Consider the following 11673-nt stretch of genomic DNA (forward strand, 5'->3'; position numbering starts at 1 on the left):
GGATTCTGCCAGGACGGTGGAGTGAAATGGATGTCAGGGAAACAGTCTGCAAAGCCCCGCTTCGGCGGGGTTTTCTTTTGCCTGAAGAAAAGTTTTCAGCTTGTCCCATCCAGCGTCTGCACGCTGTTCAGGCGTCCATCCGGGCCGTTTATCACCTCTTCCAGCAATGTCCGCAGCAATGCCAGCGAGGCCTGTTGCCGTTGCACATCCCGACACACCAAACCGACTTTCAGCGGCACTCGAGGTTCGCTCAGGGGTTTCCACAGCAATTCGTGGTTGCCATGGGTCTTTTGCGAGCGTCCGGGCAATACCGTCGCCAGGCGCGTGTGGGGCAGGCTGTCGAGGATGCCGGCCATGTTGTTCAGTTCGGCTTGCACCTGTGGACGACGACCAAGGCTTGTCAGCTGTGCCTGCCAGATCTGCCTGATCTGAAATTCCTCGCCCAGCAGCAACATCGGCAGTTCAGCGGCCTGACTCATGGACACTTTCTTGAATTCACGCAGTGGATGCTCTGCCGGGATGACCAGGGTCAGTTCATCTTCGTACAGCATCACGCCATGCAAGCCAGGCTGGCGGGGCGGCAGGTAGCCGATGCCGATATCCAGAGAACCGTTGAGCAGTCGCCGCTCGATTTCCAGCCCGGTCAGTTCATAGATCTGCACCACCAGATGCGGCTGCGCCTTGCGCACCCGCTCGAGCATCTGCGGAACGAGGCTGGTGTGCACGGTCTGTAATACACCGATGGCCAGGGTGCGCAGCGCCTGACCCTTGAAGTTGCCGAGCGCTTCCCGTGCCCGTTGCAGACCATCGAGCAAAGGCAGTGCGTGGTTGTACAGCGTATGGGCCGCGAGGGTCGGCAACAGGCGTTTGCTGCTGCGCTCGAACAGGCTCACCTCGAGGTTTTGCTCGAGGTGGCGGATTTGCTGGGACAGCGCCGGCTGGGAGATGGACAGGCGTTCGGCGGCCCGGCCCACGTGGCCTTCTTCATAGACCGCGACGAAATAACGCAGTTGCTTGAAATCCATAAGTATTACTTATCGAAAATGCTGGGAAATCGAAATGGCTGAATGCCTCACCTGAGCCTAGTCTAACCGCATTCACAGGGCTTACAGGGCCACAGAGCGCGATGAATACCCTTTGCTTCGATGGTATTTACATAGGTAAGGCAAAAAACCTCAAAAGGTTTTTTTTCAGATGAACCTGTTCAGTCTGCGCCGCAGTCCTCTCAGTCTTGATGATCTGGTCTTGGACGCCTCCCGGCCATCCCAAGGCGTTAACCTTTCCAGCGAGTACTTGATGCCCAGTGTCGAGCGGCCGAAACAGGTGTTTGTGCGTGGCCAGGGTTCATGGTTGTGGGACAGTGATGACCGTGCGTACCTGGACTTTTCCCAAGGCGGCGGGGCCAACTGCCTCGGTCATAGCCCTTCGGTACTGGTCAATGCAATCACAGCCCAGGCTCAGTCGCTGATCAATCCGGGTTTCGGTCTGCATAACCGCGGCATGCTTAGCCTCGCCGAATATCTGTGTGCCAGCACCGGCAGTGATCAGGCCTACCTGCTCAATACCGGCAGCGAAGCCTGTGAGGCGGCGATCAAACTGGCGCGCAAATGGGGTCAACAACATCGCGGCGGTGCGTCGCGAATCATTGTGGCCAACAACGGTTGCCATGGCCGCAGCCTGGCGACGATTTCGGCGTCGGACAGTTCGACATTGATCAACCGATTCGAGCCGCAATTGCCAGGCTTCAGTCGTGTCCCGTTCAATGATCTGCCAGCGTTGCATGCGGCCGTGGATGAACGGACCGTAGCGATCATGCTCGAGCCGATCCAGAGCGAAGCCGGCGTTATCCCGGCCACCGCGCACTACCTCAAGGGCGTCGAACGCTTGTGCCGTGAACTCGGTATTTTGTTGATCCTCGACGAAGTGCAAACCGGCATCGGCCGTTGTGGCACCTTGCTCGCGGAACAGTCCTGCGGCGTCACGGCGGATATCGTCGTGCTTGGCAAAGGCTTGGGCGGCGGTGTGCCATTGGCCGCGCTGCTGGCGCGGGGCAAAGCTTGCTGTTTCGACACTGGCGAGGTGACTGGCACTCATCACGGTAATGCGTTGATGACCGCGGCGGGACTTGCGGTGCTCGATACCGTGCAGGACAAGGATTTCCTCAAACACGTCGCAGAAGCCGGGCAACACCTGCGTGAAGGATTGACGCGTCTGGCCCATCGTTACGATCACGGCGAGTTGCGCGGACAAGGGCTGCTTTGGGGGCTGACGCTGTCGGACGACTCCGCTGACGCGGTGGTCAAGGCCGCGCTGTACGAAGGCTTGCTGCTCAATGCCCCGCAACCCGACTGCCTGCGCTTTACCCCTGCGCTTAATGTCAGCAACGCCAACATCGATGAAATGCTCCTGCGCCTGGCGCGGGCCTTCTCCCGAGTACGCACCGCGCAATTGCAGTGCCGCAAAGGGATTGCCGTCTGATCAGACGCGCCCTGCACACACTCCAGAACCGTCTCGCGGTAATACGCACGCCCCACGCCCGACACTTTTGGCGTGGGGCGTTTTTTTTTGGCCGGGTTTTTCCAAAGGCAATCTCGGCTTGAGCGGTTGGCGCATCAATGGCTTTCTAGCGTGAATCGGCAGGGACTGCCGGTGCCAGCGAAACGGCGTTGCTGTCGCGTTGGTTTTGAATTCTATACCACCAAGTGGTATGTTTTATGGAAGGGATGCCGATGTCACCAAGGCTGTTCAAGACAAAGCGCTTCGCAATGCAGGCTGCCAAGGCCTGGATCGGTGATGACGAACTCCAGGAGGCATTCACCGAAATGCTCAATGGTCAGGCTGACAATTTGGGCGGCGGGGTCTGGAAGAAGCGTTTGAATGCCAACCGCCATCGCTCGATTATCCTGGCCAAGGGCGGTGCTCATTGGGTCTATCAGTTCCTGTACGCAAAGAAAGATCAGAGCAATATCAGTCCCAGGCATTTGCTCGACTTGCGAGCGTTGGCCAAGACATATGGTGGACTGACCGAAATGGAAATTCAGCGTTTGCTGGATGCAAAGGAGTTTGTGGAGATACCAAATGAGTAAAAAATTCAAAAGTGAGCTATCGGAATCGATCCACGAATCGGCTAGTGCCTTGTACGCCATAGGTGCAATCAGCAAGGCGACCATGCGTGAATTCGATGAGTCTTGTCTTGCACGGGTGCCGGATGCGATTCCCGCGCAAGAGATCAAGGCATTGCGTGAGCGCAACAATGTCAGCCAACCGGTGTTTGCGCGCTACCTGAACACCAGCGCTTCCACGGTCAAGCAATGGGAAGCAGGGGATAAGCACCCCAGTGGCATGGCGCTGAAGTTGCTGAGTATCGTGCGCAAACACGGTCTGGAGATACTGGCCTGAGGAATCGGGCTGAACCCTGACAAACGGCACAGGTCGATTAGCTGTAGGGCTCGAACGAGTCCACCCCAATCAGGAGCTGTCCCATGGACTTTATTCGCATCATCATCGCCATCCTGTTGCCGCCACTGGGTGTGTTTCTGCAAGTAGGATTCGGCGGGGCGTTCTGGCTGAATATTCTGCTGACGTTGTGCGGTTACATTCCTGGGATCGTGCATGCGGTGTACATCATCGCCAAGCGCTGAGCTGAGCTGAGCGTCGGCAGGGAGACCGCCTTCGCGAGCCTGCTCGCGATTGAGACGCCACCGTTTCGGCAATGAGCGCGGGCTTCAGTCCACTGAATCCATCACCCGCCGATAAAACAACCACTCCTGCTCCAGCGCATGGGCCTGGTTACCGGCCTTGCGAAAGCCATGGCGTTCGTCCGCGTAGTAATGCGCTTCGACCAGGATGCCGTTGTCTTGCAGCGCCGTGACCATGTCGCGGGTCTGCTGCGGGACGACCACGGCATCCAGTTCTCCTTGAAAGAAGATCATCGGCACGCGGATGTTGCCGGCATGCAGCAGCGGCGTGCGGGCGGCGTAGCGTTCGCCATCCAGTTGCGGATCGCCGATCAGCCAGTCCAGATAGTCGCTTTCGAATTTGTGGGTCGCGCGCCCCAGCGCCACCGGATCGCTGACCCCATACAGGCTGGCGCCGGCGCGGAACACGTTGTGAAAGGCCAAGGCGCAAAGGGTGGTGTAACCGCCGGCACTGCCGCCGCGAATGAACGCCTTCTCGCCATCGATCAAGCCGTGTTCTTTGAGGTAGCTGACCACGGCGCAGGCGTCTTGCACATCCACATCGCCCCAACTCAGGTGCAGTGCCTGGCGATAGGCCCGGCCATAACCGCTGCTGCCACGATAATTGAGGTCGGCCACGGCGAAGCCCCGCTGGGCCCAGTACTGGATACGCGGATCGAGCATCGGGTAGCACGCCGAGGTCGGTCCGCCATGGACGAACACCACCAATGGCGGTTTCGCCTCGCCGGTCATCGCCGGGTAGAAGAAGCCGTGTGCTTCGCCTGAGCCGCTTGGGTAGCGCAAGGTTTGCGGGCGGCTGATCTGTTCGGGGGCAAGCGGTGCGATGCCGCCGGCCAGCACCTGCACTTGCCGGCTCTGGCGGTCGATGGCGATGACGGCGGTTGAACTGACGGGCGACGCGGCGATGCAATAGATGAACTGCTCATCCACGGCGAGATGGCGGAAGCGGCTGTAGTCGCCGGTGAAGTCAGCGCTGGAATCGCCGCCTATGCCCAATCGGCCAAACCCGCCCTCGGTCCAACTGGCCAGATAACTGTCGTCGCTGAGCGGTAACCAGGTGCTGCCGCCGAGTTGCCAGGGCGCGGGACCATGGTCGGCGCTGGCACTTGGCATTGGGTTCAAGCCTTTTTCAGATTCTTTCCATGGCTGCCAGTAACCCGCTCGATCCGTCAGGCAATACAAGCGACCGTCGGCATCAAACCGCGGTTGTTGCACAGACTCTTGAACGCCGTCGCCCGCCACACAACGAGCCTCGGCAAAACCGCCGTTGGCGAGGCGTTCGGCAACCATCAAGCGGGTCGCTGTCCATGGCTGATCCGGGCGACTCCACTCGATCCAGGCTAGGCGCCGGGCATCAGGGCTCAGCGTCGGTGCCGCGTAGAAATCAGCACCCTCGGTCAGCAGGTGACGTGTGCCATCCGACAGATCGATCGCCACCAGTCGGTGTTGGTCGCGATGCTCCTCGACCGCCAGCACTTGCCCGTTGGCGAACTGCAGATCGCCATAACGGCAGGCTCCAGAGGTCAGCCTTTCGGGCGCTTCGTCTTGCAGTGATTGCCGATACAACTGTTGGTCGGCCTCGTTGACGAAAACGATACCGTCGTCGGTAAGACAAAACGCGCCGCCACCATATTCGTACACCCGACTGCGCACACTGAACCCCGGTGGCGTCAGGCATTTCGCTGCACCATCGCGCCAATGCCAGATCCGGCACGCTGCGTCTTCGGGACGGTACTCGTTCCAGAACAGGCCCTGCCGACCGACCTGCAGTTCGGCAAAATCGATACCGGCGGCCACGGCTTTGGCAGCGCTGAAAGGCTCAGCTTTTGGCGATGAGGCGTGAGTTTCGTTCATTGCGAAAGGCCAGTCGGTCGATGGTCTGGGTGGCGTGTTCGGCTTCTTCGCGGGCCTTGAGGATCACGCCGTGTTGTGGCGACTTGCTGCACACCGGGTCGGCATTGCTGGCATCGCCGGTGAGCATGAACGCCTGGCAGCGGCAGCCGCCGAAGTCTTTTTCTTTCTCGTCACAGGAACGGCACGGCTCGGGCATCCAGTCGTAGCCACGAAAGCGGTTGAAGCCGAACGAGTCATACCAGATGTGTTGCATGCTGTGGTCGCGCACGTTGGGAAACTGCACCGGCATCTGTCGGGCACCGTGACAGGGCAGCGCGGTTCCGTCTGGCGTGACCGTCAGAAAAATACTGCCCCAACCATTCATGCAGGCTTTCGGGCGTTCTTCGTAATAGTCCGGGGTGACGAAAATCAGCTTGCACGGATGCCCTTCGGCTTCCAGTTTGGCGCGGTATTCGTTGGTGATGCGTTCGGCACGCACCAGTTGTTCTTTGGTCGGCAATAGCCCGACGCGATTGAGTTGCGCCCAGCCGTAGAACTGGCACGTGGCGAGCTCGACGAAGTCCGCTTCCAGGGCGATGCACAGCTCGATGATGCGGTCGATCTGGTCGATATTGTGCCGATGGGTGACGAAGTTCAGCACCATCGGATAACCATGGGCCTTCACCGCCCGGGCCATTTCCAGTTTTTGCGCGAAGGCCTTTTTCGAACCGGCCAGCAGATTGTTCACCTGCTCGTCGCTGGCCTGGAAACTGATCTGGATGTGATCGAGACCGGCCTTCTTGAAATCGCTGATTTTCTGCTCGGTCAGGCCGATGCCGGAGGTGATCAGGTTGGTGTAGAAACCCAGTTTGCGGGCTTCGGCAATCAGCTCGGCGAGGTCCTGGCGCACCAGCGGTTCGCCACCGGAAAAGCCCAGTTGCGCGGCGCCCATTTCCCGCGCTTCGCGAAACACTTTGAGCCACTGTTCGGTACTCAGCTCTTTGCCTTGCTCGGCGAAATCCAGCGGATTGGAGCAGTATGGGCATTGCAGCGGGCAGCGATAGGTCAGCTCGGCGAGCAGCCACAGCGGCAGGCCGATCTCGGGTTTGGGTGGTACTTGCACCGATGAATCAGGCAAGTTCGATCCAGTGCTGTGCACGGGCAACCTCCATGAATTGCTCGATGTCGTCTCCGAGCTCGGGCACGCCGGGGAACTGTTGGTCGAGCTCATTGATGATGGCCGCGACATCCCGTTCACCGTCAATCAAACCACCTATCAGCGCGGCACTTTCGTTGAGCTTGATCATGCCTTCCGGGTACAGCAGCACATGGCCTTTTTGCGCCGGCTCGTACTGGAAGCGGTAGCCGGGGCGCCAGGTCGGGGTCTTGCTGCGATCGAAACTCATAAGGTGATTCCTTTGTGCCAGACCCGTTCCCCGGTCACGCTGTGATACGGCGGGCGTTTCAGTTCGTAGGCCATGCTCATGGCATCGAGCATGCTCCAAAGAATGTCCAGTTTGAACTGGAGAATTTCCAGCATGCGCTCCTGGCCTTCACGGGTGGTGTAGTGCTGCAGCGTGATCGCCAGACCATGCTCGACATCACGCCGGGCCTGGCCCAGGCGCGTGCGGAAATACTCGTAGCCGGCCGGGTCGATCCAGGGGTAATGCTGGGGCCAACTGTCCAGGCGCGACTGGTGGATCTGCGGGGCGAACAGTTCGGTCAGCGAGCTGCTCGCGGCTTCCTGCCAACTGGCGCGGCGGGCGAAATTGACATAGGCGTCCACGGCGAAGCGTACGCCGGGCAGCACTAGTTCCTGGGAACGCAGTTGGTCGGGGTCGAGGCCCACGGCCTGGCCCAGACGCAGCCAAGCTTCGATGCCGCCGTCTTCACCGGGCGCACCGTCGTGGTCGAGCAGGCGCTGAATCCATTCGCGGCGGATCTCGCGGTCAGGGCAGTTGGCGAGGATCGCCGCGTCCTTCAGGGGGATGTTCACCTGATAGTAGAAACGGTTGGCGACCCAGCCCTGGATCTGTTCGCGGCTCGCCCGACCTTCGTACATCGCCACGTGATAGGGGTGATGGATGTGGTAATAGGCGCCCTTGGCGCGCAGGGCCGCTTCGAATTCTGCGGGGGACATTGGGGTGTCGGTCATTGCGGTTCTCCGGTGTACAACCGTTGAAATCTTGGGTGTCTGGTCGGACGCTTTCGCGGCGGTGCGGCGATCCGACAAGCCCGCTCCCACAGGGTTACGCGGTCAACTGTGGGAGCGAGCTTGCTCGCGATAGGGCCATCCGCTACAACACAATACTCATGCCGTCATACGCCACCTCAACCTGGCGCCGATCCAGCTCTGCGCGCTCCGGCGAATCCTCATCAAGAATCGGGTTGGTATTGTTGATGTGGATAAGTACTTTGCGCTGGTTGGGCAATTGCTCAAGCACTTCGAGCATGCCTCCGGGGCCGTTCTGCGCCAGGTGCCCCATCTCCCGACCGGTGCGGGTACCGACGCCGCGACGCTGCATTTCATCGTCATCCCACAAGGTTCCATCCACCAGCAGGCAATCGCTGCCGGCCATGATTTCCAGAAGCGCTGCATCCACCTTGCCCAGGCCCGGTGCGTAGAACAGTTTGCCGCCGGTGTTGAGGTCTTCGACGATCAGACCGATGTTGTCGCCTGGATGCGGGTCGAAGCGATGCGGTGAGTAGGGCGGTGCAGCACTGCGCAAAGGCAGCGGAGTGAAGCGCAGGTTCGGGCAAGCTGGGACGCTGAAACTTTGATCGAGTTCGATGCGATTCCAGGTCAGCCCGCCATTCCAGTGGTTGAGCATGGTGAACAGCGGAAAGCCGGTGCTCAGGTCTTCATGGACCATGTCGGTGCACCAGACCTGATGCGGGCAGCCCTCACGCAGCATGAGCAGGCCGGTGGTGTGGTCGATCTGGCTGTCCATCAGGATGATCGCGCCGATCCCGGTATCGCGCAGGGCGCGGCCCGGCTGCATCGGGGCGAAGCCCTGGAGTTGGGCGCGGATGTCCGGGGAGGTGTTGCACAGCACCCAGTTCACGCCGTCATCGGAAATCGCGATGGACGATTGCGTCCGCGCCTTGGCCCGCAGGCTGCCGCTGCGAAAGCCCGCGCAGTTCACGCAGTTGCAGTTCCACTGGGGGAAGCCTCCGCCGGCAGCGGAACCTAGAATCTGGACAAACATGGACGCTCCATCATTTCAACGCTGAAAATAAAACGCCTCGGGATAACCGAGGCGTTAGCTGCAGTCTGCCAAGGCAGATTAGCGGCTGGCGAAGTACATGGTGACTTCAAAGCCGATACGCAGGTCGGTGTAGGCAGGTTTGGTCCAGGCCATAAATTGAACTCCTTCAGGTAAGGTGGGACAGCGCTATCTATAGGTATAGTCCACCTCAAGTCAGAGATGTTCCAGATAGTTAGGTTGCTATGTTACTCAAAATTTCAAAGAAATTGCCCGTGAAAATTTGAGAAAGCTCCTTGCAGCCCCGGTAATGATCATTTTGCCGCTTGCCATGACGCGCCAGGGGCAGCGCTGTTGGCAAGGCACAGCCAGCCGCCTTCGGCCTGATTCAGGCGTTGGGCCGCAGCCAGCAGAGCGGTCCGGTCAATGCGCACAATGGCCTCGGGTAATTGCGTCAGATATTCCGACGAACGGCCAGCCAGCTTGCCCTGCCAGAGTAATTCGGCCGCTTGAACCGTGGTGAGCGCCGCGCTGGAAAACTGGTCCGCCAAGGCCTGGCGTTGAGCGCTGAAGGTGGTGTCGTCGAGTGCGTTGATCAGTTCCGGCAATCGATTCAGGAATTGCTTGATGTGTTGCAGCAGCTCCGCAGGTGCAACGCTTGGCGATTGCACGCCAAACAGCAACCCGGTTTGCCCGTGAATCTGCCGCAGGGCGCTGAACACCGCATAGCCGAGTTGCAGCTCCACCCGCAGGCGTTGGTAGAACGGTGTCTGGCAGGCATGCGCGAGCAAACGCCACGCGGCTTCGTCGGCCATTTCCTGGGTGGCTGTCGGACAGAACAGCAGCAACGCGTGCTCACCGGAAGCGGTATCGACAGTGCTCCACAGATGCTGTGCAAGGATCGATGAGGGCGGCGTCAGTTGATTGTCCGGTGTGCCGGGTATGCGGCTCAAGGCCAGGCCCATGGCCGCTTGAGTCTGAGCCGATAACCCGATGGCCAGCCCATCCCATCGCGCACTCGACCAGAGTGACTGCATGTCGTCCGAGTTCGCGGTGTGCCCGAGGCAGTGATCGGGCAATGCCTTGAGCAGTTGTCGAATCGGTATCAACGCAACGCTCGTCGATTCGGCTTGTGAGACAGCGGCATCAGGTTTTGTCAGTTCTTTCAGCACATACTCCATGACGCTGGGCATCGGCTCCTGTAGCCCGTTCAGTTTGAGCAGCCATTCGTTGCCCGACGCACTGAAGGACAAATCCACACCGGCTTGGTGCGCGTCTTCGCGTAACGGTTGCAGGTGGTTTTCCAGCCGTGATTGAAGGTGGCTGCCGGGAGCCGAGTCCAGACGCCAGCGCAGATAAATCGCACCTTCAACACCGTTATCCGGCCATGCCTGGCTGAATTGCATCGGCGAACGTTCACGACGGCTGCGCGAGCGGTCCTGGGCAAACGTGCGCAGGCCGCGGTGGGCGCTGGTCTGGCCGCGAATCAATCCGGCGTTGGCTGCCGCTGCTTCGGAGTGCAGGAACGGGTTGGGTGCCGGCAATTGCCATGGGCCGCCGAAGTTATCCACAGCGCCGATTTGTTGGAGGATTTGCTTGAGGGCTGTAACGCCCTGCTCGGTTAACCCGAATTCACGTTGTTCGCTGTCCAGTCGAGCCAGTTGCAAGGCACTGCTGATTTGCTGCTGGCGCTGGAGCAGGGTGGCGTACTCTTCGCGCAATCGGTTCCAGTCTTGCTTGGCAAAGAAACCGAGCCAGTCCATCAGGCGTTCGCGGATGCCTGGTGCCGAGTCGGCGGCGGGCAGGGTGAATTCGATATGCAGCAAGGCTTGCCTGGCGAACTGGTACAGCGGCTGGGCTTTCAGGTGATCGGCCAGCCCGCGCTCGCGCAGGTCCGCCAACAAGCCTCCGGGTTTTTCCAGATTCAGCCAGTGGCACAGGAATGCCAGCGCTTCGGCAGAGTTGTCAGGCAGTGTTTCGAGGGCAAACAGCAGGTCCAGACGGCCTTCGCCAGCCTGTTGATAACTTTTGTTCGGCGAGTCCATCAGCTGTGTAGGCGCTTGTTGCGAGACTGTTTCGCCTTTGGCAATGACGCTGCCAAAGGCTTCGGCCATCGCTTTCAATTCATCGAGGTTCTGCGGCCCGGCCAGGCTCAGGGTCATTTGCCCGGTCTGGTAATAGCGCTGATAAAAATCCTGCAAAGCCTGCTGACAATCGGCTTGATCCACTGGCAGGCTGTCACGATTGCCTGCATGAAAACCCCGTAGCGGATGAGCCTCGGCGAGGCCATTGAACAGCGCAAACTGCTGCTGCGCCTCGGCATCCTGCGACCACGCGATAAATTCCGCATGCAGCACTTCCCGTTCCCGCTGTTGATCGTCCGGATTCATACGCGGATGGGTGAGCATGTCTGACAGACGCTCCAGTCCACCGGCAAATGCCTGGATCGGCAATTCGAAAAAGTAATCTGTGGTGCGCTCGCTGGTCCGCGCATTCACTTGCCCGCCATGGCCCTGGACGTAGGCCATCAGCCCTTGGTCCGCAGGAAAACGCTCAGTCCCCAGAAACAACAAATGCTCAAGAAAATGCGCCAGGCCAGGCCATGCCAGCGGCACATCATGGCTGCCCGCGGCGACCCGCAACGCTGCTGCGCAGCGCTTCAAATTCGGGGCATGACGCAACGTCACCCGCAGACCATTGGCCAGGGTTTCAGTAGGGGGGCGAGGGTGATTCAGCGCGGGCATGGGCACTTCCAGAACAGTGAAGTGCCAATGCTAGCGGATTAGGGGGCGTTCTCAATTAGTTTCCGCGCCGCGCCGGGTCTGCTGTTGTGCAGGGCAAGGCGCGAGAAGCGTGGTTTGGTTGTTCCAAATAAGCTTCGAGCAACGCGGCCCTGCACAACAGCAGGCCCGGCCCTTCGGGTTGTGCCTTAAAGC

At 59.9% G+C, this 11673-nt stretch carries 12 protein-coding genes; 4 read left to right on the forward strand and 8 right to left on the reverse strand.

The features are described from left to right. Positions 1-95: 95 nt before the first annotated feature. Positions 96-1025, reverse strand: coding sequence for a LysR family transcriptional regulator (locus tag VC35_RS09385; RefSeq protein ID WP_046039438.1), 930 nt, complete (start codon positions 1023-1025; stop codon positions 96-98). Positions 1026-1194: 169 nt separating this feature from the next. On the opposite strand from VC35_RS09385, the gene VC35_RS09390 reads away from it, so the two are divergent. From VC35_RS09390 to VC35_RS28800, 4 genes are all read left to right on the forward strand, one after another. After that, on the forward strand, positions 1195-2478 hold the full coding sequence (locus tag VC35_RS09390; RefSeq protein WP_046039439.1) for an aspartate aminotransferase family protein: 1284 nt from the start codon (positions 1195-1197) through the stop codon (positions 2476-2478). A 251-nt stretch (positions 2479-2729) separates the two neighbouring features. Next, positions 2730-3086 (forward strand): type II toxin-antitoxin system RelE/ParE family toxin, encoded by a 357-nt coding sequence (locus VC35_RS09395; protein ID WP_046039441.1) that lies wholly within the window; start codon positions 2730-2732, stop codon positions 3084-3086. Beyond that, entirely contained in the window at positions 3079-3399 is a 321-nt protein-coding gene (locus VC35_RS09400) for a helix-turn-helix domain-containing protein (protein ID WP_046039442.1), read from the forward strand. Before VC35_RS09395 ends, VC35_RS09400 begins: the two co-directional genes overlap by 8 nt. 83 nt (positions 3400-3482) lie before the next feature. Beyond that, positions 3483-3641, forward strand: a complete 159-nt coding sequence (locus tag VC35_RS28800) for a YqaE/Pmp3 family membrane protein (protein WP_003228885.1) — start codon at positions 3483-3485, stop codon at positions 3639-3641. Between the two features lie 84 nt (positions 3642-3725). Here the strand turns inward: VC35_RS28800 and VC35_RS09410 are convergent, their stop codons facing one another. From VC35_RS09410 to pqqF, 7 genes are all read right to left on the reverse strand, one after another. Continuing rightward, positions 3726-5552 (reverse strand): S9 family peptidase, encoded by a 1827-nt coding sequence (locus VC35_RS09410; RefSeq protein ID WP_046039444.1) that lies wholly within the window; start codon positions 5550-5552, stop codon positions 3726-3728. Beyond that, a complete protein-coding gene (gene pqqE, locus VC35_RS09415) occupies positions 5518-6690 on the reverse strand; it encodes a pyrroloquinoline quinone biosynthesis protein PqqE (RefSeq protein ID WP_046039445.1) in 1173 nt (390 codons plus the stop codon). Before pqqE ends, VC35_RS09410 begins: the two co-directional genes overlap by 35 nt. Further along, complete coding sequence (pqqD, locus tag VC35_RS09420; protein ID WP_015097086.1) at positions 6662-6937, reverse strand: pyrroloquinoline quinone biosynthesis peptide chaperone PqqD; 276 nt, start codon at positions 6935-6937, stop codon at positions 6662-6664. The genes pqqE and pqqD overlap by 29 nt, the downstream gene beginning before the upstream one ends. Continuing rightward, positions 6934-7686, reverse strand: coding sequence for a pyrroloquinoline-quinone synthase PqqC (gene pqqC / locus VC35_RS09425; RefSeq protein WP_008051584.1), 753 nt, complete (start codon positions 7684-7686; stop codon positions 6934-6936). The genes pqqD and pqqC overlap by 4 nt, the downstream gene beginning before the upstream one ends. A gap of 142 nt (positions 7687-7828) precedes the next feature. Continuing rightward, the gene (pqqB, locus tag VC35_RS09430) at positions 7829-8740 is read right to left on the reverse strand and encodes a pyrroloquinoline quinone biosynthesis protein PqqB (protein WP_046039449.1); all 912 of its coding nucleotides are present in this window, start codon (positions 8738-8740) and stop codon (positions 7829-7831) included. Between the two features lie 78 nt (positions 8741-8818). Beyond that, positions 8819-8893 carry a pyrroloquinoline quinone precursor peptide PqqA gene (pqqA, locus tag VC35_RS28805; RefSeq protein WP_003444522.1) on the reverse strand — a complete coding sequence of 25 codons (75 nt, stop codon included), beginning with the start codon at positions 8891-8893 and terminating at the stop codon, positions 8819-8821. A gap of 158 nt (positions 8894-9051) precedes the next feature. Then, complete coding sequence (pqqF, locus tag VC35_RS09435) at positions 9052-11481, reverse strand: pyrroloquinoline quinone biosynthesis protein PqqF (protein WP_046039450.1); 2430 nt, start codon at positions 11479-11481, stop codon at positions 9052-9054. Positions 11482-11673: the final 192 nt, after the last annotated feature.

This window comes from Pseudomonas fluorescens (assembly GCF_000967965.1).
GTDB lineage: Bacteria > Pseudomonadota > Gammaproteobacteria > Pseudomonadales > Pseudomonadaceae > Aquipseudomonas > Aquipseudomonas grandcourensis.